The 24,892-nt window shown below is 59.3% G+C and carries 22 protein-coding genes and 1 riboswitch; of the genes, 5 read left to right on the top strand and 17 right to left on the bottom strand.

Features of this window, described 5'->3' with window-relative positions:
* Positions 1-62: 62 nt before the first annotated feature.
* From G556_RS0101445 to G556_RS0101405, 9 genes are read right to left on the bottom strand one after another with little or no spacing between them, the layout of a single operon-like run.
* Positions 63-839 (bottom strand): queuosine precursor transporter, encoded by a 777-nt coding sequence (locus G556_RS0101445; RefSeq protein WP_016456642.1) that lies wholly within the window; start codon positions 837-839, stop codon positions 63-65.
* Positions 836-1,435, bottom strand: a complete 600-nt coding sequence (locus tag G556_RS09805) for an FHA domain-containing protein (RefSeq protein WP_233418157.1) — start codon at positions 1,433-1,435, stop codon at positions 836-838. Before G556_RS09805 ends, G556_RS0101445 begins: the two co-directional genes overlap by 4 nt.
* 18 nt (positions 1,436-1,453) lie before the next feature.
* Positions 1,454-2,758: a vWA domain-containing protein gene (locus G556_RS0101435; protein WP_028821501.1), complete on the bottom strand. Its 1,305-nt coding sequence runs from the start codon at positions 2,756-2,758 to the stop codon at positions 1,454-1,456.
* Positions 2,758-3,819, bottom strand: coding sequence for a PP2C family protein-serine/threonine phosphatase (locus tag G556_RS09800; protein WP_155941710.1), 1,062 nt, complete (start codon positions 3,817-3,819; stop codon positions 2,758-2,760). Before G556_RS09800 ends, G556_RS0101435 begins: the two co-directional genes overlap by 1 nt.
* Complete coding sequence (locus tag G556_RS0101425; protein ID WP_028821500.1) at positions 3,816-6,200, bottom strand: serine/threonine-protein kinase; 2,385 nt, start codon at positions 6,198-6,200, stop codon at positions 3,816-3,818. The genes G556_RS09800 and G556_RS0101425 overlap by 4 nt, the downstream gene beginning before the upstream one ends.
* An 11-nt stretch (positions 6,201-6,211) precedes the next feature.
* Entirely contained in the window at positions 6,212-7,306 is a 1,095-nt protein-coding gene (locus G556_RS09795) for a hypothetical protein (protein WP_051176525.1), read from the bottom strand.
* On the bottom strand, positions 7,303-8,511 hold the full coding sequence (locus G556_RS0101415) for a hypothetical protein (protein WP_028821499.1): 1,209 nt from the start codon (positions 8,509-8,511) through the stop codon (positions 7,303-7,305). Before G556_RS0101415 ends, G556_RS09795 begins: the two co-directional genes overlap by 4 nt.
* A 3-nt stretch (positions 8,512-8,514) precedes the next feature.
* Positions 8,515-9,057, bottom strand: coding sequence for a hypothetical protein (locus tag G556_RS0101410; RefSeq protein ID WP_028821498.1), 543 nt, complete (start codon positions 9,055-9,057; stop codon positions 8,515-8,517).
* 21 nt (positions 9,058-9,078) lie between these two features.
* Positions 9,079-10,311 (bottom strand): toxic anion resistance protein, encoded by a 1,233-nt coding sequence (locus tag G556_RS0101405; RefSeq protein ID WP_028821497.1) that lies wholly within the window; start codon positions 10,309-10,311, stop codon positions 9,079-9,081.
* A gap of 126 nt (positions 10,312-10,437) precedes the next feature.
* On the opposite strand from G556_RS0101405, the gene G556_RS0101400 reads away from it, so the two are divergent.
* Positions 10,438-11,862, top strand: coding sequence for a DUF2079 domain-containing protein (locus G556_RS0101400; protein WP_028821496.1), 1,425 nt, complete (start codon positions 10,438-10,440; stop codon positions 11,860-11,862).
* Positions 11,863-11,928: 66 nt separating this feature from the next.
* Here the strand turns inward: G556_RS0101400 and G556_RS0101395 are convergent, their stop codons facing one another.
* The gene (locus tag G556_RS0101395; RefSeq protein WP_051176583.1) at positions 11,929-12,942 is read right to left on the bottom strand and encodes a bile acid:sodium symporter family protein; all 1,014 of its coding nucleotides are present in this window, start codon (positions 12,940-12,942) and stop codon (positions 11,929-11,931) included.
* Positions 12,943-13,147: 205 nt separating this feature from the next.
* Positions 13,148-13,269: riboswitch (FMN riboswitch) on the top strand.
* 58 nt (positions 13,270-13,327) lie between these two features.
* Between G556_RS0101395 and ribD the strand changes: the two genes are divergently transcribed.
* Genes ribD through ribH form a run of 4 tightly spaced genes read left to right on the top strand, consistent with a single transcriptional unit; the run spans position 13,328 to position 16,647 of the window.
* Positions 13,328-14,365, top strand: a complete 1,038-nt coding sequence (gene ribD, locus G556_RS0101390) for a bifunctional diaminohydroxyphosphoribosylaminopyrimidine deaminase/5-amino-6-(5-phosphoribosylamino)uracil reductase RibD (protein ID WP_028821494.1) — start codon at positions 13,328-13,330, stop codon at positions 14,363-14,365.
* Complete coding sequence (locus G556_RS0101385) at positions 14,347-14,949, top strand: riboflavin synthase (RefSeq protein ID WP_028821493.1); 603 nt, start codon at positions 14,347-14,349, stop codon at positions 14,947-14,949. The genes ribD and G556_RS0101385 overlap by 19 nt, the downstream gene beginning before the upstream one ends.
* Positions 14,950-16,185, top strand: coding sequence for a bifunctional 3,4-dihydroxy-2-butanone-4-phosphate synthase/GTP cyclohydrolase II (locus G556_RS0101380; RefSeq protein WP_028821492.1), 1,236 nt, complete (start codon positions 14,950-14,952; stop codon positions 16,183-16,185).
* On the top strand, positions 16,186-16,647 hold the full coding sequence (gene ribH, locus G556_RS0101375; RefSeq protein WP_028821491.1) for a 6,7-dimethyl-8-ribityllumazine synthase: 462 nt from the start codon (positions 16,186-16,188) through the stop codon (positions 16,645-16,647).
* A 65-nt stretch (positions 16,648-16,712) separates the two neighbouring features.
* On the opposite strand, the gene G556_RS0101370 is transcribed toward ribH, so the two are convergent.
* The 7 genes from G556_RS0101370 to G556_RS09790 form a co-directional block, all read right to left on the bottom strand.
* Positions 16,713-18,305: an MFS transporter gene (locus G556_RS0101370; RefSeq protein ID WP_028821490.1), complete on the bottom strand. Its 1,593-nt coding sequence runs from the start codon at positions 18,303-18,305 to the stop codon at positions 16,713-16,715.
* Between the two features lie 17 nt (positions 18,306-18,322).
* Entirely contained in the window at positions 18,323-19,540 is a 1,218-nt protein-coding gene (locus tag G556_RS0101365; protein WP_028821489.1) for an amidohydrolase, read from the bottom strand.
* Between the two features lie 163 nt (positions 19,541-19,703).
* The gene (gene pstB / locus G556_RS0101360) at positions 19,704-20,483 is read right to left on the bottom strand and encodes a phosphate ABC transporter ATP-binding protein PstB (protein WP_016456659.1); all 780 of its coding nucleotides are present in this window, start codon (positions 20,481-20,483) and stop codon (positions 19,704-19,706) included.
* Between the two features lie 37 nt (positions 20,484-20,520).
* Positions 20,521-21,636: a phosphate ABC transporter permease PstA gene (pstA, locus tag G556_RS0101355; protein ID WP_028821488.1), complete on the bottom strand. Its 1,116-nt coding sequence runs from the start codon at positions 21,634-21,636 to the stop codon at positions 20,521-20,523.
* Positions 21,633-22,619 (bottom strand): phosphate ABC transporter permease subunit PstC, encoded by a 987-nt coding sequence (gene pstC, locus G556_RS0101350; RefSeq protein WP_028821487.1) that lies wholly within the window; start codon positions 22,617-22,619, stop codon positions 21,633-21,635. Before pstC ends, pstA begins: the two co-directional genes overlap by 4 nt.
* Before the next feature lie 115 nt (positions 22,620-22,734).
* Positions 22,735-23,829, bottom strand: a complete 1,095-nt coding sequence (gene pstS, locus G556_RS0101345; protein ID WP_028821486.1) for a phosphate ABC transporter substrate-binding protein PstS — start codon at positions 23,827-23,829, stop codon at positions 22,735-22,737.
* Positions 23,830-24,009: 180 nt separating this feature from the next.
* Positions 24,010-24,891: an NUDIX hydrolase gene (locus G556_RS09790; RefSeq protein WP_051176524.1), complete on the bottom strand. Its 882-nt coding sequence runs from the start codon at positions 24,889-24,891 to the stop codon at positions 24,010-24,012.
* Position 24,892: the final 1 nt, after the last annotated feature.

The raw sequence follows: 24,892 nt of genomic DNA, 5'->3' as shown, positions 1-24,892 counted from the left end.
GCGCGGCCTAACTCTACTCCAAAATGAGCAGGTGTAGCCACCAGCGAGCAACTACACGCCTTCTACTCGGCGTTCGCGTAAGTCGGTTCACGCTTCTTCAGCCACTTAATCAGGGTTACGGTTACGGGCATCATCGCGTACTGCACAAGGATCTTCCAAAGGAAACCGAAGATGGTGTAGTTGGCCCACTGCCCCACCGTCGAGATGCCGATAGCACTGGCGGCAATGGTGCAAAAGACGATGGTGTCCAGCAGCTCGCCGACACCGGTTGCCGACATCAAACGTCTAACTAGGCGACGCTCCAGGTGGCGCTTTTTACCGAACCACATGATCGCCGAGTTTGCAGTCTGGCCGATTGCGAAACCTGTCATGGAGGCGAGCACGATCTGCCAGACGGGCCCGAGAGCGACCTCGATGCCGTGTTGTTTCTCGATGCCGTAATCGTCGCTGAAACCGGGAAGGATGATGATCACCCAATAGATGAGCGCGGCGATGACGTTTGTGATGAAACCCATGGCAACAGCTCTGGTTGCCGCCTTCTTGCCGTACAGCTCAGTTACGGTGTCACCCATGATGTAGGCGATTGGGAACATGAAGAAGGCTCCGTCGGTGATGATGTCGAAGCCACCGATAGTAAATACGACGCCCTTTGCCCCACCGATGCCGCTCAGGATCACGATGATGCACATGATCGCCACGAGGATCGCGTAGTTTCCTGTCCCGTAGTCGGCGTATTTCGGCTGGCTATGTCGACCTGTCGAACCATTTCGCTCGGAAGCGGCGCTAGCGGCAAAAGTGTCGTTGGCTAGCTGGTTTTCGTTCAGGTCTTTGTTTTTCACAGATCAGATTCTTGCACCAAAGCTGCGCGAACCACGATTCGAGTCCAAGATCCGACATAGACGCGGTGGTGCGGGCCGATCTCGACTCGTCCCGTGATCGGCTCGGCAGGCAACGTCTGATCTATGACGCCCACGAACGTCCCATTCGAGCTTCCGGCGTCCTCCACCCACCAACGCTTGCCATCGCTGATCAGGCGCGCGTGCTGACGACTTACGCCCGAATCTGTTGCGCAGTTGATTTGGGGAGACGGCTGTTCGGCAGACGGACGACCGATCGCAATCACGTCCTCGTGCAGCCCGATGATTTCGGGTTGACCCGGTGACGGCAGCTGGTCGGGGCTGGACTGGGTGCGGTACCACTCCGGGTCGATCCACACCTCTGCCGCCCACTTAGTTCTCGGCTTCTCCTCGATCTGAGCTGGTTCTTCGTCGGGCTCACTGGCGGGTTTCGGGGACTCCCAAAGCCCCAGGCCGCCGGTTTCTTCCGGCTGATTCAAGTCGTAGCCGCATGTCATACAGAAGGACTCCTCACCGGTCAGGAAAACGCCACACTTAGGGCACTGGCCGGTGTCCTTGCTCTCAAAATCGTTGCTCATATGTCCCTCCGAGGCCAATTATGGCCGCTGCTGTTCGTCTTTGCCACGATTATGGGTGCGAGTCGTCTTCGTTGATGCGGTGTCTAAAGCCATTTCGTCAGCCTTGTTTACTTGCTGACGCAACCTAACGGTTCCGGTGCTGATGTCGACGACGTCGACCACCCGAGACAGTTTTTCTGCGGCTTCGTCGTTTCCGGTCTGGTCTGCAAGCTGCACCGCCCTGCCCAACCGAGCCGTGGCGGTCGAAAGATCGCCGACCTTTCTAGCAGCCAACCCCTCCTGAATTGTCTGGGCCAGCTCCGTCTGACCAGTGTAGTGCGCTACCTCGCTGTTTATTTGGGCAGTGAGGCTATCGTTCTGAGACCAAATAGCCTTGACCAGCCCTTGCGTTTTCGGCTGGTTGTCCACCACCAACTGCACACGCGCGGCCAACTGCTCCATCCCGATATTTTTGGCGGGTATCCGCACGCTTACGTGGTATTCGCGGGTTTCGTCGCCCCAGGCTCCTGTCGGATACTCGACGACTAGCGGGCTAACCGCCCTGCCCTTGTTGGTCATGTCGTCGACTTCGGGAGAAACCTGACGCACAAAAAGCAGTTGAGCACCCTGAGGAGTCCACACTCGCAAATTAGCCTCGGAAACGCCTCGGTTCATGGACGCCTGCATGATCGAAGCGAACTCCTCGCTCAGGCGGTTCGGATCGGAGATGAAACCAAGCGTGCCCATCAGCGCATTCGAAATTTTTCGGATCTCCGAAACCACCCAGTAGGTTCCTACGCCACGACAATCGCACTGGAACTGACCACGGCAGGCCTCGATGGCTGCGTTGAGCTGGGCCGGCGTCTCGTGTTCGTCAGCGCCATCAGTTAGCAGCAGCGCATGTTTTTGGCTGAAGATATCGCCCATCGACGAAAACAGTGCCCGCGTCAGGTTCAGCCACTTACCGATCGCCGTGCCACCGTCTGCAATCAGCCGAGACACAGCGACTTTGGCCTGCTGACGCGTAAACTCGTCCATCTTTACCATTCCGGGGCCGGATTGGACGACCGGATAGGCAAGGAATGCCTCGTGGGTGCCAGAGACAACGGCAAAGTAGGTGCCGTCGAGGATGTTGTCGATCGCGGTAATTGCAGCCGACCTCGCTGCCGACATCGTGCGCATGCCCATGGAGCCGGAGCAGTCGATGATGATGATCTCACCAGCCGCGCCATCAGACCCCGCTTTTCCGGCATCGTCGACGGTGATAGACACGATCGCGTTTACGTCGGTGCCGCCATCGGGCAGAAACTCGTTTTGGAAAACCTCGGAAGAATAAACCGCCATCAGGCCTGCTCCACGTTTCTCACGATCTTCGTGGTAGGGATATCCAGCGGATCTGCCGAGCCCTCCAACCTTGCGATGACGGCCGTCGCGTTATCAATCCCACCCTGCTGATTGGCCCAATGGATCAGGTCCTTCGTGCCCTCGGCGAGCCCGTCAGCCTGAGCCATTATCTGGCGCACGACGACAGCAAAGTCTTCCGGTTCGGATGCGTAGTTCCACACTCCGTCGCTGCAGACGACTAGCCAACCAGCGCTAGTTTGTGCAGGCATCAAGTGGACGTCCGGCAGAATCTGCGGACAGTCTTTGCCGAGCCAACGCGTGATTACGTGTGCGTCTGGGCCTGACTCGGCGGTCTCTCGGGCGACACCGGCAGCAATATGTTCTTGGGCGATGGAATCGTCGATGCTTAGCAGCTCCACCTCGCCGTTTTCGGGGACCCAATAGACCCTGGAATCGCCAACCGAACCGGCGATCACCGAGCCATCTTGGATTGCCGCCATCGCTACCGTGCAGGACGGCGGATTGGTGTCCTCGGGGTCGGTATTTTCGAGCACGGCCTCGCCTGCCGCTTCGCAGGCTGCGATGAACGATGCTTGCAGTTGCACGGAGTTCTCCTCGACCATTCGAACATCTTTGGCCAGGTCTTGAAGCGCGCTCGCTCCGGCCAGCGCGGCCGCCCTCGAGGCGACGTCGGAATCGGACGCGCTGGACACGCCGTCGCAAACCACCAGAGCCGCCCAGCATCCTGGTTCGTCGCTGGCAATTGCGTGCATGCCGTCCTCGTTTTTTGCGTGCCGAAGGCCACGATCGCTGACCCCCGCAACCCAGCCTTGCGGCTGGATTTCAACGTGGTCGTACATCGACGGAGCCTTCGCACCGCACTTGGAGCAGTAGCCGTCGACGTCGATTGCTCCCCCGCACCTTTGGCAGCTTGCGGGCTGGCTCTCAAATACTCGTGGCGCGCTCTGGTCTTCTGGTTCGAGATGGGCCTCGAGCTCGGGCTGTGCCTCGACGTCCGCTTTTTCGACCAAGGGCGGCTGCCGCCATTCATTCTCGTTCAAAACAGGCTCCACTTTCTTTTCGTGTCGGCCTTACTAAGCAGACTATTTCTCTCACTGCGGTCTTGAGTCCAAGACGCCGCAGCCCGATATGCGGCCTCGAGCTGTGATCGGACGTTTCTTAACGTCGCAATTTGCCCACCGATGCGCACGCCTGGCTGGCTCCCGGATTCTTCCAGCTTCTTCAAAGCGGCCTCAAGGATGCGCACCTGGGACCGCGCCCGCTCCTTTTCGCTTAGGTCGGAATGGCCCACAGCCTCTAGCGCCTGTGCGAGATCTGGCAGACTCTCACCGCGCTCCAGAAGCAGCTTCGTGCGCTTTTGTCTTGCCAGGGAGAATCCCCTGGACTTCGCTGGCACCAAGTCGAGCGCGTCGAGGGTGCCTTGGACGTCTCCTCTGGCGAGCCTGATCCTCGCGATCGCGAATGCGCACGCGGCTGCATAAGCGGAATCGGTGCTGGCGCAAATGGCAAAAAGCTGTTCGGCAACTTGGCTCATCCCGGCTCGCTCGCAGGCCAAAGCGAGGGCGAACTTGGGCGCCACTTCGCCCGGCAGCTGGCCGTAAACGGTGTTGAATGCGGCCACGGACTCGTGCCAATTGCCGGTTTGGACGTGCGAGATCGCCTGCATCCACACCGCCCGCCAGTCCCAAGGGTCGAGCCGTTTCAGTTCGCTGATCAGGCGTTCCACTTGACGAGTTTTACCGAGCTGCAGATTCAGTTCGAGTTCCGCCAAGACGACTGCCGGACTGCGCTGCGGCGCCTTAGCGAGGGCCTTCGCCCGAGAGGACGGGTCTTTCGTCGGCAGTCTGGTCAGCCACTCGCGCATCGGGTCGTTGATGTCCGCGCGGATCTGCGGCAGCATGTGCCAATCGATTTCGGTTTCGTCAAGCAGATCGGGCGTGGTGAAAAGCGACGATTCGTGTGAAGTAATGGCAGCGCCTCCCGACGCCCTGCCCGCGACCTCCCTGAGCACGCCTAAGCATTGGGCGCGCAGAATTTGGGCAGACTGGAACCGATCCGTCGGTTCGGGCGCACAGGCCCGCTTCACCAGTCTGTACAGCGAGTCGTTTTGGGAAAGCTGCGGTATCTTGCCGGCGGGCGGCAGCTTGTCTACGTAGTCGGTTTGGAAGCCTGGGAAGACCGTACACATCATCAGCAGCGTCCGGCCTATCGTGTAAATGTCGCTGGCGACGGAGCAGCCTTGCTCGGCGACCTCCGGGGCCTGATAACCAACTGTGCCGTAGATGGGCGAGATGTCGTCGTCGACCCTCCGAACAGAGCCAAGGTCGATCAGTTTGAGGGAATCTTGCACCTGCATCAGATTATCGGGCTTGAAATCGCAATACAGCAGGCCTCTATCGTGCAGATAGCTGAAGGCAGGCAGGATCTCGATGACGTAAGCCAGCGCCCAGTCTGGCGGCAGTGGATCGTGCACGCCGTCGTTTTCAGCCTTGCGTTTCTTCAGCAGATCGGTAATGGAACGGCCCGGAACGTATTCCAAGACGATGTAGCGGGCGCCCTCGTGCGCGACGAAGTTGTAGATCTCGACGATCATTGGGTGTTCTACCTTGGCGAGGAATTTACCCTCGGACTTCGCGGATGCGGCGGCGTCGGCATCGGATTCGTTCAGCAGCCCCTTCAGCACCACCCAGCGGTCGGAGACGTTCTTATCCCTAGCCAGGTAGATCCAGCCCATGCCTCCGTATGCGAGGCAGCCGACCGCTTCGTATTGACCCGCCACCAATTCACCCGGCGATATCACCGGACGAAAATCGAATGAAGTGCCGCACGAATCGCAAGTGCCTACCTGAGCACCCTCAGCGCCGTTTTGCCCGCGCCCGACAGATTTTCCGCATGCAGAACAGAACCTGCGTGCCTCGGGCACGACTGGATTATCCATAACCGCGTCCAGCGGATCGAACGTAGGCGCGGGCGGCACAATGGTGATTCCGGCACCGATGCGCGTTCGGTTACTCTGCCACGAGCTAAGCGGGTGTTTGTCGTCTCCTTCGCCGGCGATTGCCGAGCCGATAGCGACGGTGCCGAGCTGCTCGCTGGAGATTCCCACCAGCGGCGCACCCAACACGTTTGGCACCTGCTGCACAACGGGAGGTTGCCCGCAGACGTTGCAGTAGCCGTCGATTATCTCGCCTCGGCAATAAGACTGCGGGCATGGGCCGGTCGAGACCCCCATCGGGCCACTCTGTCGCGGACTAGCTTTGTTCGGCGTCGAAACGGTTTTGCGAGTCGGTGCTCTGAGCGGCATAGGCTCAGGCGTTTCGATAGAAATTTTTGCGGCACCAGGAGGCATCCCGCAGTAGTCGCAATAGCCATCAACCACTGAGCCCGGACAACCGGGCTGCGTACATTTTTGTTCGCTCATTGGGCCTCCTTTCACTCGCCAGACCGGCTGCGTTCGGCTAGCCAGCAACGGTAGTTTTCGACTGCTGTATCTAGGCTATCGACGACCTCTGACAATTTTTGATCGCTGTTCACCAAGCCGGTAGAAATTGCGTCCGCGATGGCGTCCAAACCTGCCTGCAGCTGCGCCAAACCAGGCGACGGAGTCAGCGCTTCTTTATAGGCCTGCTCCACCTGTTCCATTGCAGACTCGAGGCGACGCAGCCTGTTGAGGTAGCGCTCGATTGCCTCCTCGTCTTCGGGAACCGAACCTAAAACGGCGACGTCCGGGACCACCAGATCGGGTGCGCCGGGAATACCTCTCGCCTCTTGTACGAGAAGGTCGAGGTCTTTTTTCCGCTTTGCTAGGCGGTCTCTGACAGCGACGGCCGTCTGCGCAGACGGAGAAGCAAGCTGCTGACGCTTCTGATGCTTCGCAACCCCGACGATCAAGTCGCGTTCGAGCCTTGCGGTATCGTTTTCGAGCGGCCCCAGCAGACCGCCCACGTCGGCTCCCCTGCCCGAACGTTCGAGAACGGCGGAAAGCCTTGCGTCGAGTTCTTGGAACCGTGATTGTGCCTGCACCAGATCGTCACCAGAGGTCAAAGTTAGTTGGTCACGGATTCGTTCCAGCCCGGCGCGAATCTGACGGGTCCTGGCCAGCACCTCGCTGCCGGATGGATCGATCATCAGGTTCTGGCGCAACTGGCCTGTTAACGCGTCAGATAGTTTGCAGGCTTCGGGTAGCGATAGCCCGCTGGCCGCGGTGTTGTCGGCCTCGTCCAGCTTGCCCCAGGTTAAGTTGGCGAGTTCCTCGCACTGCCTGGGCCCGACCCTGCCGCCGTCCCAGATGGCAAGCAGCCGTTGATACCTGGTCTTGATTGCCTGCCAGAGCGCCATCCCGAGCGCAATGTCGGAAACGAGGCGTTCGGGATCCTTGTCCTTCTGTGCGGCAGCGTCCAGCTCGTCGAGTTCGGCCCGGCGTTGCCCCAACCACTCGCCTAACTCGATCAGGTATTTGCGGTTATCCATTGGCGACGCCCCGCGCCCGATCGCTCCGGGGGCCGATGGGGTCAACGCGTAACTCATCGCAGGTACTTTCGCAGCGGCTGCGAAAGCCCCCACCCGGCGAGCAGCACGGCAGCAGCGTTCAGCCCGACGGCCAAAAGACGATTTCGGTTGTTGGCCCGTCGCTGGTCTTCGGCCTGTGTGCTCACTTCAGATCTGCTCGATTCGCTCTTCTGCGAAAGCTTGGTAGCCAGGGCTTCTGCTGCTTCGTCACTTGCAGAAATATTCTGCGCGCTCGGCTCCTCGACGGCCTTCGACTGCGCAGCCTTGTAGGTGTCGAATGGCACCTCGAAGCTGGTATCCGTGACGAGCACCCCAGCAGAAATGTCTTCGATCTGTCTCGACCAGTCCTCCGAGATCTCCTGGGCTCCTGCGTCGAGGCTCGCAGCCGCCACCGCGCGGTTTCCGGTAGATCTTGCAATGGCGAAATCGCTTAGTGTCTGACTATCAATGCGTAGCCTCGCGTATGCCTGCTCGTGCTCCGTGCCGACCATCTTTGCTGAAGTCAGGCCGCTGGTGCCAAGCAGATACATGCTCCCGGCGCTCAGCAGCGTGGCAAGGAGCAAGCCGAGGTTAAACACCCGGCGAGTCAACTGGGCGTGCCGGACGTTGACGTAAATCAACACAGCTATTGGCATGAGAAGCCACATGAAGCGGTACGTGGAACCCTTGGGTAGCGAACTTATCTTGTCCGAAAGAGCGTTTACCTGGGCGTTCGTCTCCGCGCCAACCCCAGAATCGTTAGACTGCTTCGACTTGTTTAGAGTCTGGGAGTCGCCGCTGGCGGAAAGCTTGCCGAGTTCGGCCGCCGCTACTGGCAGCTGCTTTGACAAGGCGACGGAGGCTTGCGCGTCCCTCATCTGCTGAGAAAGCATGACTGCGGCTTCTTGAAGCGGCTGCAGATAGTCGTCGTTTTCGTCCGCCACGATGCTTTTCGCCGCCAACGCGTCAGCCGTGTAGACGTCAGACTTCACCGTCTGGACGTCTACGATGCTGGACGCGGAATCGCTAAAAGACTGGACGAATTCATCCGAGCCCGCGGCCGACCAGATGCCGAGCATGCTGGAAACGAAACAGGCGAGAACGCTTATAGCCCGTAGAAAATTTAGGCTGCGGGGAATGTTTGGAGCCTTTTGTAAAGACGCATCCTTGCGCAAGACCGCCGGGTCGATCGGTTTATTGGACGCAACGGAGAAGTCTTTGCCCTTCGTCTTCGCTGATTGCACGACTTATTCGATGTCCAGCGGCCCGGACGCCTTAGCCGTCGGTTCCGGGTCGTCGAGTTTGGTGGGAGCAAGATTCTTTCCGCCAAACTTGGCGTCCAGGAACGCACCCTGCGCGACGAGGGTCGCCGCGTCATGACGGTTGGCTGCGTCCGCCATGCGCGAGGTGGTCAGCGCGAGCAGATCGAGCTGATCAATCAACAGCAGCAGGGAGGATTTGCCGTTTGCCACCGGGCGGGTGTCGGCCCAGTCACGAGGCAGAGCTAGGTAGCCGGCAAGCGATTCAGGCAGGTACTCGGTGGCGGTGGCCACCACTGTGTAGGCTTCCTCGCTGGACACGCCTAGATTTTCCAGCCTTGGCAGGATGCCCCTAACCAGGTGCGTGACCCGCAGCACCCTGGCGAGCACCGGCGTCGAAACCTGGTTATTCTCCACCATATCCTCGGCCTTACGAAGCGCGCGCTCAATGTCTACGTTCGAGGGCGGAGCGGGCATTTCGGGCTCAGGCTCCGCCTGTGGTTTGGGCTTCAGCCAATCAAACAGACCCATTTATATTCCTTCCTCGCCTGCCTACCTGTCGAGCTCGGGGACGTCGAGCGGGTTGGTGATGACGCGGTTGTTCTCCGAGCGTATTGCCCGATCCAGGTACAACCGCGACTTGGACACCTCGCTCTCGAGCGTACCGATGGTCTGCTCCATTGTCTTGAGGGCCTCCACTTTGAAGTTGTCGATGGAGTCCATCGTCTCGTAGACGTTCTCGAAAGCCTTCTGCAGGCTCTCCATGCCGATCGACGAACTGGCCGCCTGCTGCTGAATGCCAACGGAGTTGTTTTTCAGCATCTCGCTGGTGGATTCGATCATGGAGCTGGTGGTCTGGTTGAGCGCGGTGATCTGGTCAAGCACGAGCTTCTGGTTGCCCAACGCTTGCGAAACGAGGACAGCAGTTCGAAGTGCGGATACCGTGGTGGTCGACGCCCTATCCACGCCCTTGATCAATTCGATGTTGTTCTTAATGATGATGTCCATAGAGAGGTAACCCTGGGTGGACACGGCAAGCTGCGTCATCAAATCTTGATGCTTCTGTCGCACGTAGAACAAGACATCCTTGCTCAGCGTGTCGGCCTTAGCCGGGTCAGAGTATTTCAGCTCCTCGATCTTTGCGCTCAACTGCTCGTCCAGCTGCCCGGCCATGTAGATGTACTGGTTGAGACGCTCCATCGTTTCCCACAGCTGCACCTTCTCCATGTTCAGGCTGGTGTTGTCGCGGGTCAGCTCGTCCTGGCCGGAACGAAGCGAGTGCAGGATGGCGTTCAGATGCTGCTGGCTGGACTGGTATTTGCGAAAGTAGTCCTCCACCTTCTGACCGACCGGGAAGATGCCAAGGATCTTGCGCTTGGGCTTGGAGACGGCAGACGGATCCAGCTCCTCAACAACGCGACGCAGTTCAACCAGGCTCTGACCGACTTGGCTGACTTCGCTGATGCCACCGGAATTGACCTCCTGGATTGGCGTTTCCAGCAACCTGTTGGAGGCCTCGGCAGCGCGACGAATATCTGCGTCGCCCATGGCCCGAACCACGTCGGCCTTAGCCGCGAAGTTGGGACTGCCGATCTGTTCGCTAAGCAAGGAATCAACGAAAGAATCCACCTTACGATCCAGCTCCGGCTTCTTCGCCTCGTCGACGGGCAGCGCTATCGAGCTTGCCTGCTCGGCCACCACCGGCTGCGGGGGCTCGGGCACGGAAAGATTCAACTCCGTGCTCGGTGCGGGCGGAGTCAGCGGTGTATTGGTCGGTTCGCTCATCTTGCCTCCAAGTAGCTTTTGCCTTCTACTTTAGCCACCGGCTAAACATGCCGGAAGAACTTGGGTGTTGCACGGGCGAACTCTTTGCTTTATTTCGCTGTCATTCATTGGCCCTAATATTGAGGGATGCAAACTTCGTCCTTGAAGAACAATCTGTGGCGGTGGAGCGGGGCGATAATTACCCTCCTCGCGTTTAGCGCCTATTGTTGGCTTTCAGTCATCCGCCACGTCGACTTCAAGACCGCAGGCTATGACGTCGGGATCTTCGACCAGGCAATCCGCCATTACGCCCACTTCATGCCGCCGTACTCGCCGCTGAAGGGCATCGATTTTAACCTACTCGGAGATCACTTCCACCCGATCTTGATTCTCATTACTCCGCTCTATTGGATCTGGGACGATCCACGCGTGCTGCTAATCGTGCAGTCGGTGCTGATGGCTGCATCGATCTGGCTGGTTTGGGTTTTTGCCAGGCGCAAGCTGCCCGGCATGCTGGCTGCGCTGGTCACCGCGATTTACGCCTTCGGTTGGCCGCTGCAGGCGATGGCGGATTTCGAGTTTCACGAGATCGCCTTCGCACTGCCGCTGCTGGCATGGGCGGCGCTTTCTTTAGATGAAGAGCATCCGCGAGACAGGCAGCTTTTCGCCTCCTGCCTGCTGTTGCTTTTGGTGCGCGAGGACATGGGCGCGTGTGTTTTCATGCTCGGGTTCATCCGGGCTTTGCGCAAGCCGCGGAAGCAGGGAATCGCGCTTGCGGCAATCGGTTTCGTCGCGTTCTTTTTGGTTACGATGGTCATCGTCCCGGCGTTCGGTGACGGCTTTGGCTATTGGCAATACAGCGTCTTAGAGGAGGGGCCGGTCACCATCCTCAAAGCGCTCTTCCTGCCGTTCGACAAGACCAGGACGCTGCTCGCCCTGCTCATACCACTCGGGTTTTTGCCACTGTTTTCTAAGTTCAGCTTGGTTGCTCTGCCAATTGTTTTGCAGCGCTTCCTAGCCGACCGCGAGTCGCTGTGGACCACCGAATACCACTACAACGCGCCGGTTTGGACGATCATCACGATGGCCGCGATCCCGGTTTTAGCCAAGTTGATCGCCAAAGATCGAATTCGTAAGGTCTCGACCTGGCTGGCCTCAGCGATTCTTCTCGCTCAGGCCGTCTTGAGCACGGGAATCAACAACGACATGTTCCCGCTCGGCACCATGTTTGACAGGTCGCCGCAGCTGCGCGAGCAAGTGGCCAACAAGAAAAAGATCATCTCCCAGATCCCGGACAATGTTTGCGTCACCGCCTCCGAAAGATTCGTGCCGCACCTGACCGACAGGACGCGGGTCACCGTGCCGGGGGTAGAGGCCCCAAAACCGGACTTCATCGTCCTGCACGCAGACGAGCTACCCCACCCCGTCGACGAGTCGATCACCGCCCAAGGCGAATACAACAAGGCGCTCGCCAACGGATACACGCAGATCGCTCGCGAAGGTGGTTCTATACTTCTGCGATCTGGTGACTACCAGGGCCCGCGCACAGAATGCGGCCCGCTCGCAGGATGATCGCGCAAGAAAATTTTCTACTAAATAAGAAAGCCCTCGTCACCGAGGGCTTTCTTATTTAGTTAATTAGTTTTCAGTGTTTTCCAGGTATTTGGTGGCGCTGCGACGGTAGAACATCGCGAGCAGTGCGCCGGAAAGGTTGTGCCAGACCGAAAACACGGCGGCCGGCAGAGCTGCCGCAGGGCTAAAGTACTGGACGGCCAAACCCGCAGCGAGAGCCGAGTTCTGCATACCGACCTCGATGGAAATCGTTCGGCTAGCGCGCTCGCCGCGCTTGGTGACCTTGCCCAGGCCGTAGCCCAGCAGGTAGCCGAGGCAGTTGTGCAAGATGACGGCTAGGAAAATGATCCAGCCAGCCTTGACCAGCTGATCTGCGGAGTTACCGACGACAGCCGTCGCAACCAGGGAGATCGCCACAACGGATAGCCACGGCATTGCGGGCAGCACCGGGGTGACTACCTTCGGCAGCAGCGTGCGGACGACCAGACCACCGACAACCGGGATCAGAACGATCTGGACGATCGACAACGCCATCGACTTCGCGTCAACCGGCATGTACTGTCCGGCCAGCAGCAGCGTCAGGATCGGGGTGAAGATCGGGGCTAACAGCGTCGAGATGGAGGTCATCGTCACTGAAAGCGCGGTGTCGGCCTTAGCCAGATAAGCGACGACATTGGACGCCGTGCCACCGGGCGCGCAGCCAACCAGGATGACGCCGGCGGCGATTTCTGGGGGCAAGCCAAGCAGGCTGGAAACGCCCCAACCAACCAGCGGCATGATGACGTACTGCGCAACGATGCCAACCAGCACCGGAAGAGGGCGGGTGAAAACGAGTTTGAAGTCTTCGAGCCTCAGCGTCAGACCCATGCAGAACATAATGACAATCAGCAGCGGGTTGACTGCGGGCACGATGCTCTTCGCGACGTCGGGCACGAAGAATCCAAATAGCGCCGCAGCAATAATCAACACCGGGAAAAGGGTGACGGCGATGGTCGCCGAGCGGTCTTCCTGGGTCAGCTTGCTGGTTTTGCTCTGTCCGGACCGGTTCTTTTCCAGAACCCCGAGGTTGTTATTAGACATGAAGAAAATGTTAAGCATTTCCCAAAATTTAAACCACAATGTTCATTTTGTGAGATTAGTCCGCAAACACTAGATGTTTTGGTTTTCCAAATCTGCAAAAACGGCTTAACCCACCTCTTGTTGCATCGTGTTGCTCTTTTGTACACGTCTAGTAAACATTCGTTAGCTTTGCCGCGTTGAATACGCAACACTTACGTGGTTCAATGAAGATTGCCCGGGGTCAGTGAAAATCTGAACCGGCGGTGATAGTCCGCGAACCTGCACCAGCAGGCCGATCCGGTGGAAATCCGGAACCGACGGTTAAAGTCCGGATGGGAGGCGCACAAAATCTTTGCGAGGTTTTTTCTCGCGAGGCCCCGAGCCTATTGGCAGAAAGGGGCTTTAGATGTCGAAGCAGAATTCGTCTGCAGATCAACTCTTCATTCGCCGCGCCATAGAGCTCGCCGCCCGCAGCCCCCAGGCAGACCCCAACCCGCGCGTTGGTTGCGTCTTGGTTCGTGACGGAAAAGTACTTGGCGAAGGTTGGCACAAGGGTGCCGGAACCGACCACGCAGAGGTAGCCGCGCTCAAGGACGCCGGCGACGCTTCCGGCGCTACCGCTTACGTCAGCCTCGAGCCATGTAACCACACCGGACGCACCGGCCCTTGTGCGCAGGCGTTAATCAAGGCCGGAGTTAAGCGTGTCCGCTTCGCCCAACCGGACCCCAACCCGGACGCCACCGGCGGCGCCGAGACTTTGCGGGGCGCCGGAGTGGATGTTCAAGGCGGCCTGCTGGCTGAAGAAGCAACCAGGCTGAACAGATACTGGACTTTCTCTTATCTTGAGGGCAGGCCGTTTGTCACCTGGAAGGTGGCCGCCACGCTTGACGGCAGGACGGCTGCCACCGACGGCACCTCGCAGTGGATTACGGGCGAATCCGCTCGCGCCGATGTTCACGAGCGCAGGGCAAGCGCCGGAGCGATCGCGGTTGGCACCGGCACGGTGCTAGCAGACAACCCGCGTCTAACCACCCGTCACCCAGACGGTAGCCTCGCGAAACGCCAGCCGATTCGGGTGGTGTTTGGCGCCCGCGAAATACCGAAAAACTTCAACGTTTATTCCGACGAAGCACCCACCCTATTCGCCACTCAAGGCATCCGTGCCGGCCTTGCAAAGTTGAGCGCCAGCGGCGTCCATCACCTGTGGCTGGAGGGCGGCGCTAACCTTGCCGCGTCCTTCGTGCGTGAGGGCCTGGTTGACGAGGTCGTCTGCTATTTGTCCGGATCGCTGCTGGGCGCGGGCAAGCCGCTGATCGGGGACCTCGGGATCTCCACGATGGCCGACATCAAAAGGCTTCACATCACTCACGTTGAACAGCTCGACGACGATTGTCTAATCATCTTGAAACCAACAGATAGGAAACCATGTTCACAGGAATCGTAGAAGAGATCGGCGAGGTCGTCGCCGTAAATAAGGGCGCAGAGTCGATGCGTCTTAGCGTTCGCGGCCCGATCGCCACCTCTGACGCCACTCTTGGCTGCTCGATCGCGGTTGACGGCGTCTGCCTGACCGCCGTCGATCTGGACGGTGACGTATTCACTGCGGACGTCATGGCCGAAACCCTTCGGATGACCATGCTCGGCGACCTGCAGACCGGCGACAAGGTGAACCTGGAACGCGCGATGGCCGCGAACGCGCGTCTGGGCGGCCACATCGTCGCCGGCCACGTCGAAGCGCTGGGTGAAATCGTCAAGCGTTCCCCCGGCGAGGACTGGGAACTCTTCGAGATCGGTGCCGACGCCGACTTCCTGCGCTACCTCGTCCCGAAGGGTTCGGTGACGGTCATGGGTGTTTCGCTGACCGTCGTCGACGTTTTGGAAAGCTCCTTCACGATCTCGCTGATCCCTGCAACTCTTTCCGACACGATTCTGGGCTCCAGCCCCGTCGGCACCAAAGTAAACCTCGAGGCGGACATGATCGGCAAATACATCGTCACCTATCTAGAACGAATGAACGAAGGCAAGTAAATGCACCCCGCAATCAAGAAAGTGAACGGTTTCGCCACCATCGAGTCCGCGTTCGAGCAGCTTAGGGCCGGCCGCCCCATTTTGGTGCTAGACGATCAAGACCGCGAAAACGAGGGCGACGCCGTACTCCCTGCCTTCAACGCCGACCCTAAGTGGGTTGCTTGGATGGTTCGCCACACCTCCGGTTACTTGTGTGCGCCGATGCCCGAATCGCTGGCGGAAAAGCTTGGCCTGCCGCTGATGGTTGAGAACAGCCAGGACCCGAAGCTGACCGCCTACACCTTCTCTTGCGATGCGGCCGAGGGCGTGACGACGGGCATCAGCGCGGCAGACCGCGCAACCACCCTGCGCGCGCTGGCTGATCCCAACGCAACCCCGCAAGCCATCATTCGTCCCGGCCACATCCTGCCGCTTCGCGCCCGCGAGGGCGGCGTTTTCACCCGCCGCGGCCACACCGAGGCAACCGTCGACTTCTGCCGCCTGGCCGGGCTGCCACCCGTCGGCGCCATCGGCGAGCTAGTCCACGACGACGGCCGCATGATGCGCACCCCGGACGTCCTGGCGCTCGGGGAAGACAACGACCTGGCAGTCGTCACGATCGACGAGCTGGAGAAATGGCGAGAGCGCTACGACCGCGTCGAGCTGGTCGCAAAAACGGTGCTGCCCACCCATTTCGGCAAGTTCAAGCTGCTCGGCTACCGAGACCTGCGAACCGGGGCCAGCCACGTCGCTCTGATCAGCGGCGAGTTAGGCGATAACCCGGTGGTTCGCGTCCATTCCGAATGCCTGACCGGCGACGCGCTCGGCTCAATGCGCTGCGACTGCGGCGAGCAGCTGGAACTCTCGCAGGAGATCATCGGCAAGGAGGGCGGCGTGCTCGTCTACCTGCGTGGTCACGAGGGACGCGGCGTCGGACTGATGGCCAAGCTTGAGGCGTACAGCCTGCAAGACAATGGCGCAGACACCGTCGACGCTCAGACGCTTCTGGGCATGCCTATCGACGCCCGCGAATACGGCGCGGCAGTCGCGATTCTGCAGGATCTCGGTGTGGACAAAGTACAGCTTCTGACCAACAACCCGGAGAAGTCGCAAGAGCTTGAGAAGCTCGGCATCGCGGTCTCAAAGGTCCGCCCGATCGTCACCGGGATCACCGAAGAAAACGCTAGGTATCTATCAACCAAACGAGACCGGATGGGCCATAAGTTGCCCGAGCATCTACTGCCTAAGGAGGCATAAATGTCCAAGGAAGGACTCCCCGAAATCTCCGTCAACAGTAAGGGCCGCAAGGTGGCTGTGATCGCAGCCCAGTGGTACGGGAAGGTCACTGACGCGCTGACCGAGCGCGCCTCGCAGACTCTCGAGGAAGCCGGCGCAGAGGTAACCGTTGTTAGGGTACCCGGAACGTTCGAGTTGCCCGTCGCCTGCGCCCGGCTGGCCGACAAGTTCGACGCCATGATCGCGCTGGGCGTCGTCGTGCGCGGCGGCACCCCGCACTTCGACTACGTGTGCGAGGGCGCAACCCAGGGCCTGATTCAGGTGATGGTGAACACCGGAAAGCCCATCGGTTTTGGCGTGCTTACCTGCAACACCGAGCAGGAGGCCATCGACCGCTCCGGGCTTCCTGGCTCCGCAGAAGACAAGGGACGTGAGGCCGCTGAGGCCGTCCTAGCAACCCTAGAGGCCATCGAAAGCGTCTAAAAATAAACTATCGGGTGCATGAGCTGAGCAAAGTCGCTCATGCACCCGATAGTTTTTGCGCGGTTTTAGGCCTGGTCTAGCTTCCTCAGTTCCTCGATTGACAGGCTCGCGAGGCGGTTCAGAATCTCGCGACGCTCGTCATCGGGGGTTGCCTGGGGTTCTGGGTCCGGGCTTTCTTCATGGCCGTTGGCCGAGCCGCCACCCTTGGGGACGGTGGTGGTGATCGAGACGATCGCGGCCAGCAGGAATACCAGTGAAACGCCGAGTGCCACCATGGCGGCTAGTCGCAGGGACGCGTTGTCGCTGCGGCCGGCCATGGCGAGCACGTCGGGCACCTTAGAACCCTGCAGGCCGTAGAAGACGGCCAGGGAGATCGCTGTGCCGATTGCACCGCCCAGAGACGACGCCATCTTGTAGATGCCAGAGCCCGAGCCGGCTTGAGCAGCGGGCAGGTTTGCCAGCGCAGCGTCGGTTGACGGCGTCGCGTAGAACGCCAGGCCCAAGCCGAACAAGCAGTAGGCGATGATGGCGAGGATTACGTACTGGCCGATCAGCAGGTGGGTCATCATCAGCAGCACGCAGGCGAGGATGGTGATCATGCAGCCCCAGATCATGGGCTTGCGCGGCCCGAAGCGCTGCAGCAGCTTCTCGCCGATTCGGATGAACGCGATGATGCACACGCCGTAGCCGAGCGAAAGCAGGCCTGCGTCGAACGCCGTGTACAGCGAGCCGTCGGCCTTGTGGCCGGCAAGCTGAATCACCTGCTGGCTGATGATCAACATGCCGATGGTGCCGTTAACCAGGAAGTTCGAGATCGTCGCACCTGTGAACGTGGTGTTTTTGAACAGCGCGAAATCGATGAAGGGATTGGACTGCTTCTGCTCCCAGTAGATGAACAGCGCGTAAGCGACGATAGCTATAGATGCCAAGCCGAGCGCAGTGAAGCTGGTCCAGCCGAGCTTGGAGCCGTACAGCAGAACGATCATCAGGCCAAGCGTTCCGATGATGAACAAGATGAGGCCGAAGATGTCGAACTTGTGGTTCTGACCCTCGGATACCACCTTATTTTCCGGAGTTCCCACAATCATCAAGAAAGCGATCACCGAGATGATGATCGAGGCGATGAAGATGCCCCTCCAGCCGACGAACTGCACGACAGTGCCGCCGAAGATCGCGGCCAGGCCGGAGCCACCCCACGAACCAATCGACCACATCGAGACGGCGCGCTGGCGAGCGGGGCCATCCCAGTATGCCTTAACCAAAGCCATCGAGGCCGGCATGATCGCGCCAGCACCCAGACCCTGAATTGCTCGGCCGACGAGCAGCAAAGGCAAAGCGGCAGCGCCGGTCGCAAACACGATCAGCAGCGAACCAGTGGCGTTAAGGATAATGCCGAACAGCGTGATCTTCACGCGCCCGAAGCGGTCGGCAAAGCCACCAAGCAGCACCATGAACAGGCCCGAGAACAGGCCGGTGATGGATACGGCCAAGTTCATTCCTGCAGGGTCGATGTTGTCGCTGCCGATGTCCTGCATGATATTGGGCGCGACGGTTGCCGCGGTTCCGGCAAATAGCCAGAACGTCACCACCGCGAGGACGATGCCCCAGAGCAACTTCTCTGTGCCCTGATATTCGGTTTTTGGTGTGGTAGTTGTCATTTTGTTAGCCCTTCTTGTTAGCCCTTCAGCCAAGCCATGCAGGCGACGATCGCCGCCTCGGTGCCGGTGCGCAGGGTCGGCTCCATTACCGGCCCGAACGCGGGGTTGTGATTGGGATATGTCTGGGCGCCCTCTTCGAAGCCGCCGAAGCCCCAGTAGCAGTATTCGATTCCGAATGCGTCCGGAATGAAGCTGAAATCTTCTGATGCGGAAACCTCGCCGCAGTCCATGACGCGTTCTTCGCCGAAATGCTCGACGAAAGCCTTCGTCACCTTCTCGGTGATCTCCGCGGAGTTGTCGGTCAGCGGGTAGGAGTCGTACACCTCGAACTCCGGGGCCTGCGGACAGTTCGACGCCTCGCACTCGCTGTTTACGACGCGCTTGATGCCCTCGAGCAGCTGTTCGCGCACGTCCATGTCGTAGGCACGGATGTTGATCAGCAGGGTCGCCGTGTCGGGGATGATGTTGGATTTGGAGCCCGCCTGAATCGAACCGACCGTCAGCACTGCCATGTCAAACGGGTTGATCTCGCGCGAAACCACCGTCTGCAGGCGCAGCACGATAGACGAGGCGAGCACCACCGGGTCGACGCCCATGTGCGGCATCGAACCGTGCGAGCCCTTGCCGTGCAGCGTCACCTTGATGGATGCGCCCGTCGAAAGAATCGGGCCTGCGTGGGTGCCAACCTGCCCGGCGCGCATCGGGCCAGCAAGGACGTGCTGGCCGAAGGCCACGTCTGGCTTGGGTAGCTTGTCCACCAGCCCGTCGTCGACCATCGACTTGGCTCCCGCAGCGGTCTCTTCGCCCGGCTGGAACAACGCGATGTGGGTGCCACTCCAAGAGTCGGTGTTATCTGAAAGCACCCGGGCAGCGCCCAGATTGGCCATGATGTGGAAGTCGTGGCCGCAGGCGTGCATCGCCGGCACCTCGTTACCGTTTTCATCGGTGCGGGTGATGGTGGAGGCATAATCAAGCCCAGTGTTTTCCTTGACGGGTAGGCCGTCGATATCCGCGCGGAAAAGAACGGTGGCTCCCTCCCCGTTTTCCAAGACGCCGACTACTCCCCCACCGATTCGTTGAACTTTGTAACCAAATTTTTCGAGTTCTCTTTCGATGAACTCGCAGGTTTCAGATTCCTGCATCGAAAGCTCTGGGTTCTTATGCAGGTGGACGTAAGACTCCTCCTGCCAGTCCTTGATGGAATCCAGTGCCTTAGCAATATCGAGTGTGGCCATCTCGTTCCTTTCTCAAGCCTCCCAGAGACTCACTTATTTAGTTGAACTAATTTTCAATCTTATTCGTTGCTAAAAACTTAAACAGCCCGTTAATTGGCGAATGTTGCATGACAAAGAGGGCAGGAGCCGCTTGGCTTCTGCCCTCTTTAGTGGTTTGTTTTGATTAGCCGAACTGGCCGGTGATGTAGCGCTCGGTTTCCGGCTGGGACGGGTTGGTGAAGATCTTCTCGGTCTGATCGAATTCAACCAGGTGGCCCGGCTTGCCGGTGCCCTCAATGTTGAAGAAGCCGGTCTTGTCGGAAACGCGCGATGCCTGCTGCATGTTGTGCGTCACGATGACAACAGTGTAGTTCTCCTTCAGCTCGTGAATCAGGTCCTCGATTGCCAGGGTGGAGATCGGGTCGAGAGCCGAGCAAGGCTCGTCCATCAGCAGCACCTGCGGCTGGATCGCGATCGCGCGGGCGATGCAGAGCCTCTGCTGTTGACCGCCGGAAAGGCCGTTACCGGGCAGATCCAGGCGGTCCTTGACCTCTTCCCACAGGTTCGAGCCGCGCAGCGAACGCTCGACTAGGTCGTCCTGCTCGCTCTTGGGCATCCTGCGGTTGTTCAGCTTGATTCCGGCCAGAACGTTGTCGCGAATGCTCATGGTCGGGAACGGGTTCGGCTGCTGGAAAACCATGCCGATCTGCTGACGAACCCGAACTGGGTCTACGTTGGATGCGTAGATGTCCTGGTCGTCGAGCATGACCTGGCCCTCGGTGCGGGCGCCCGGGGTCAGCTCGAGCATGCGGTCGAGGCAGCGGAGAACGGTCGACTTGCCACAGCCGGACGGGCCAATGAACGCGGTGACGGCGTTGGGCTCGATCACCATGTTGACCCCTTCGACGGCCTTGAAGTCGCCGTAATAGACGTTCAAGTCCTTGAGTTCCATGCGCTTAGCCATATTGATTGGTCCTTCTCTTTATTTAATGTCGTTGGGGTCAGCGGTTGATCTTGGGCGCGAACTTCTTTGCCACCCAGCGTCCGACGATGTTTAGCAGCATTACGATAAGCACCAGCACCAGAGCGCCGGCCCATGAGCGCGCATACGACGCGTCGGGATTGCGTCCGGGGGCCTGCATGTACTGGTAGTAAACCATAACCGGAAGAGCGGTCATGTTGTTGATCGGCTGGTTAGGCGTCGGGATCGGGTTGGTGTTCATGCTCGCCGTGTAGCCCATGGTGATTAGCAGCGGAGCGGTCTCACCGATGATTCGGGCGATAGCGATGATGACCGCGGAGACGATACCGGAGATCGACGTCGGCAGCACGATTTTTACGATGGTGCGCCACTTGGTTACGCCGAGCGCGTAGGAGGCCTCGCGCAGCTTGTCGGGAACCAGACGGATGATCTCTTCGCAGTTACGCACGATGTATGGAATCATCAGCACGCAAAGTGCGACGGCGCCGGCCAGGCCGGACTTCGACGGGCCGAGCACCAGGCTGAGCAGTGAGTAGGCGAACAGGCCTGCGACGATCGACGGAATACCGGTCATGACGTCAACCAAGAAGGTGATCGCACGCTTCAGCGTGCCCTTTCCATATTCGACGAGGTAGATAGCGGTGAACAGGCCGATCGGAACGGAGATGATGGTGGCCAGGCCGGTGACGATCAAGGTGCCAGTGATGGCGTGCAGCGCACCGCCGTGGTCAGCGGTCGGCTTAACGTTACGCATCGTCTCGGTAAAGAACTCGATGTCGAAGCGGTGCAAGCCATTGGTGATGGTCGTGTAAAGAATCGAGAACAGTGGCAGACATGCCAGCAGGAACGCACCGAAGATGACGAACGCCATAGTACGGTTCATCGCACGCCGGCGGCCTTCGACCGACCAGCTAAGCGCGAAGATCACGACCAGCGCCACCAGGCCACCGGAGATGATTCCACCAACCAACAGCCCGAACATTTTTGCGTCTGGGTTGAACATAGCCATCAGCGCGGTCATGACCACTACGCAGACGACGAGCGTCGCCAGCGGGATCCATTTATTTAGCTGCCCACCGGTCAGGCTTTGATCAACCTCGGGGGCTACAGGGCGTTCTCTAAGATTGGTGCTCATTCTTCGTCCTCCTTGCCAGCGCGCTTCGCCACGCCGAACGAAGACTTCTTTCCTGTGATAGCCCGGCCGGCCATGTTGACGACGAACGTCAGCACGAACAGCACCAGGCCGGTAGCTAGCAGCTGAGATACGGTCAGCTGGCCGGCCTCGGGGAACGTGTTAGCAATGTTTGCGGCGATGGTGTTCGGGTTCTGGCTTGTCAGCAACTGGAAGTTAATGACGTTCGCCGGCGAGAGGACCATGGCGACAGCCATGGTCTCACCGAGCGCGCGGCCCAGGCCGAGCATCGACGCCGAGACGATGCCGGAACGTCCGAATGGGAAAACCACCTGATTGATCATTTCCCAGCGGGTTGCACCCAGCGCCAGGGATGCTTCTTCCTGAAGCTTCGGCGTACGCAGGAAAACCTCGCGGGAAAGCGAGGTGATGATCGGCAAAATCATGATGGCCAGAACCAGAGCCGCGGTCAGCATGGAGCGACCGCTAGTCGCCACAGTTCCGGAGAACAGCGGAATGAAGCCGAGGTGTTTGTTTAGCCAGGTGTAGACGGGCACCATCATCGGCGCCAGCGTCATAATGCCCCACAGGCCGAAGACGACCGACGGCACAGCGGCCAGTAGGTCGATGATGAAGGCGATCGGGGTCGAAAGCCTCTTCGGTGCGTAGTGGGAAATGTACAGTGCGATGCCGACGGCAACCGGAACTGCGATCAGCAGCGCCATGAACGACGACCAAACCGTGCCGAACAGGTATGGCACCACGTACAGCAAAGTGTTGCCGCTAGGCAGGTCTTCTGCGGGAGTGGTGAATGCCGGCATGGCTTCCGAAAGTAGGAAGAAGGCAACAGCCGCCAAAATAACCAGAATTAGCAAACCGGAGCCAACGGAAATGCCTTTGAAGATGGCATCGCCGGCGTGGCCGCGATTGCTGATAAGCGAGTCTTCAGGTGAAGACTGCTCCATCTCACGAACTGGAGCAGACATGTGTTCTATTCGCTTTCTTTGTTTAGAAGTAATTCGGGTGTGGCGTGAGCCACCTTTGACACAAACCGAGCCCGACCCTCATTTTGAGGAGTCGGGCACGGCATTGTGCAGATGTTTACTTGATGCTTGCAGCGGCCTTGCGGACGTTGGTCGCGAGGTCGCCCGACAGCGGCGCGGAGGCAACCTCATCGGCTGCGGCCTGCTGGCCGTCCTCGGAGACTACGTAGCTAAGGTAGGCGTTAACCAGTTCGCCAGTGGCGGCGTCGGTGTAGTTCTGGCAAGCCATCGCATAGGCAATCAGAACGAACGGGTAACCTGCAGCAGTGCGGTCCAGATCGATCGAGTAGTCGTTCTCGGCGCGGCCTTCGACCTTCTTGGAGTTGTCTACGACCTGGGCGGCAGCCTCGGCGGTCGGTCCAACGAAGTCGTCGCCAGACTTAGGGGCGTAGTTAACGGTCTTCAGCTCGGAGGTAACGCCGGAGGCGTCGATGTAGCCGATGTAGCCCTTACCGCTGCTCAGCGCGGAAGCGACCCCGTTGGTCTTCTGGGCCGCCTCGCCGTTGGTCAGCTCAGCCGGCCATTCCTTCGAGGGCTTGTAGGTCCAGACGTCCGGAGCAACCTTGGAAAGGGTGTCGGTGAAGTTCTGGGTGGTGCCAGAACCGTCGCCACGGTGTACCGGGGTGATGGCCAGGTCGGGAAGGGTGGCTTTGGAGTTGAGCTCAGCGATGGCCGGGTCGTTCCACTTGGTGATCTGGCCGGTGAAAATCTTGGCAATTACTTCAGCGGTCAGGTTCAACTCGTCAACGCCGTCCAAGTTATAGGCGATGGCGATCGGAGAAATGTAAACCGGGAGGTTGATGACGCCACCCTCACCACAGTTCGGGTGCTTCTGAGCCATCTCCTCGTCATCCATGTATGCGTCGGAACCACCGAAGTCGGCGCTACCCTCGGTCATTGCTTTGATACCAGCGCTGGAGCCTTCAGGTGCGTAGTTGACGGTAACACCAGGGTTGTCGGTCTGGAAGTCAGCAATCCAGGTTTCCTGGGCTGCGCCCATCGAGCTGGCGCCCTGGCCATGCAGGTTGCCCGACAGGCTCGAGGCAGCGCTTAAAGTATCGGTGGTGGTGCCGTTGGAGCCGCCACAAGCGGAGAGGGTCAGAGAGAAAGCCAAAGCGGCTACTACAGCCGCACCAGTACGCAAAGTCTTCACGAGTCCTCCAGGACTTTCGGTTCAAGTCTTCATTCTGCAGATTTCTACAGTGGTAGGCATTTGCCCAACAACTCAAAAGGTAATGACTGCTTGTAACCAAAAACCCCACGCAAGGTTAACGGAAGGTTAACAGAACACTATTTTTTAGGCTTTTTGATAACGTTTGCGTTTCGCGGAGGCTTAAACCTCTGGCGGTAGGTAGTTCGGGTTAGTTGCTTCACCCTGCTCATCGATGTTCACGTAGAGCAGTTCAGCAGGCTCGAGGGTGTGGTCGAATTCGATTTCCAGGAACTCGATCATGGTTGGCAGCACGGGTCGGTGGCCGCAGATGGCGGTGGGCTGACGGCTGTCGATGGCTTGGCCGCGGATCTGGCTCATCGCCCACTCGGCGCCTCGCGGGTCTTTCTCGAAGGCAGGCTCGGTGAGCTCGTCGTATGCCTTGATCTCTATGCCGCTCGACTGTGAGTAGGGACGAAGCGTGGCCATGCAGCGTTCGGCGCTGGAGCTAGCTAGCGTCGTTATCCCGAATGCCTTAAGCAGTTGCGCAAGCGCGGTGGCCTGCTTATCGCCGCGCTTGTTCAGAGGACGCAGCTTGTCCTTGCCGTCCCAGTTCTTGCGTCCAAGCGCCTTGGCGTGACGAATGATCAGGAACGGAATCATCCTCGGCGAGCGCACACCCTCGACCAGCACTTTGACGTCGTCATCGTAGGTCATTTTGCGGATGGCCTTGCCGATCGGCCACCACTCGATTAAATCGGTTTCGTCGTCGTGGTTGGGGTCTTGCTCGTCGCTGACCAGCTCTCCCAGCCACCAGGTGACCACCTTCGAGCGCTTCTTCACCTGGTAGTGGATAGCGCGAAGCTGCGAGAGCAGCCGAATGTCGTATCCGGTCTCCTCTTTCACCTCGCGGACGGCGGTAACAGCGTCGGGCTCAGCCTCATCGACGTGCCCTTTGGGTAGGCTCCAATCGTCGTAGCGAGGGCGGTGCACGACTAACACCTCGCAGTCGTCGCCCTTCCCACGCAAAACAACCGCACCGGATGCCCTAGATGTCTTGGCCATA

It is taken from the genome of Propionimicrobium lymphophilum DSM 4903, assembly GCF_000423485.1.
GTDB lineage: Bacteria > Actinomycetota > Actinomycetes > Propionibacteriales > Propionibacteriaceae > Propionimicrobium > Propionimicrobium lymphophilum.
The sequence above is the reverse complement of the archived record's forward strand: the minus strand, read 5'-3'. Positions and strand labels throughout refer to the sequence as shown.

Coding starts and splice junctions, on each gene's coding strand:
- G556_RS09805 (WP_233418157.1), bottom strand. CDS start 1,435: ATGAGCAACGATTTTGAGAGCAAGGACACCGGCCAGTGCCCTAAGTGT.
- G556_RS0101435 (WP_028821501.1), bottom strand. CDS start 2,758: ATGGCGGTTTATTCTTCCGAGGTTTTCCAAAACGAGTTTCTGCCCGAT.
- G556_RS0101425 (WP_028821500.1), bottom strand. CDS start 6,200: ATGAGCGAACAAAAATGTACGCAGCCCGGTTGTCCGGGCTCAGTGGTT.
- G556_RS09795 (WP_051176525.1), bottom strand. CDS start 7,306: ATGAGTTACGCGTTGACCCCATCGGCCCCCGGAGCGATCGGGCGCGGG.
- G556_RS0101410 (WP_028821498.1), bottom strand. CDS start 9,057: ATGGGTCTGTTTGATTGGCTGAAGCCCAAACCACAGGCGGAGCCTGAG.
- G556_RS0101405 (WP_028821497.1), bottom strand. CDS start 10,311: ATGAGCGAACCGACCAATACACCGCTGACTCCGCCCGCACCGAGCACG.
- G556_RS0101400 (WP_028821496.1), top strand. CDS start 10,438: ATGCAAACTTCGTCCTTGAAGAACAATCTGTGGCGGTGGAGCGGGGCG.
- G556_RS0101395 (WP_051176583.1), bottom strand. CDS start 12,942: ATGTCTAATAACAACCTCGGGGTTCTGGAAAAGAACCGGTCCGGACAG.
- ribD (WP_028821494.1), top strand. CDS start 13,328: ATGTCGAAGCAGAATTCGTCTGCAGATCAACTCTTCATTCGCCGCGCC.
- G556_RS0101385 (WP_028821493.1), top strand. CDS start 14,347: ATGTTCACAGGAATCGTAGAAGAGATCGGCGAGGTCGTCGCCGTAAAT.
- G556_RS0101380 (WP_028821492.1), top strand. CDS start 14,950: ATGCACCCCGCAATCAAGAAAGTGAACGGTTTCGCCACCATCGAGTCC.
- ribH (WP_028821491.1), top strand. CDS start 16,186: ATGTCCAAGGAAGGACTCCCCGAAATCTCCGTCAACAGTAAGGGCCGC.
- G556_RS0101370 (WP_028821490.1), bottom strand. CDS start 18,305: ATGACAACTACCACACCAAAAACCGAATATCAGGGCACAGAGAAGTTG.
- G556_RS0101365 (WP_028821489.1), bottom strand. CDS start 19,540: ATGGCCACACTCGATATTGCTAAGGCACTGGATTCCATCAAGGACTGG.
- pstB (WP_016456659.1), bottom strand. CDS start 20,483: ATGGCTAAGCGCATGGAACTCAAGGACTTGAACGTCTATTACGGCGAC.
- pstA (WP_028821488.1), bottom strand. CDS start 21,636: ATGAGCACCAATCTTAGAGAACGCCCTGTAGCCCCCGAGGTTGATCAA.
- pstC (WP_028821487.1), bottom strand. CDS start 22,619: ATGTCTGCTCCAGTTCGTGAGATGGAGCAGTCTTCACCTGAAGACTCG.
- G556_RS09790 (WP_051176524.1), bottom strand. CDS start 24,891: ATGGCCAAGACATCTAGGGCATCCGGTGCGGTTGTTTTGCGTGGGAAG.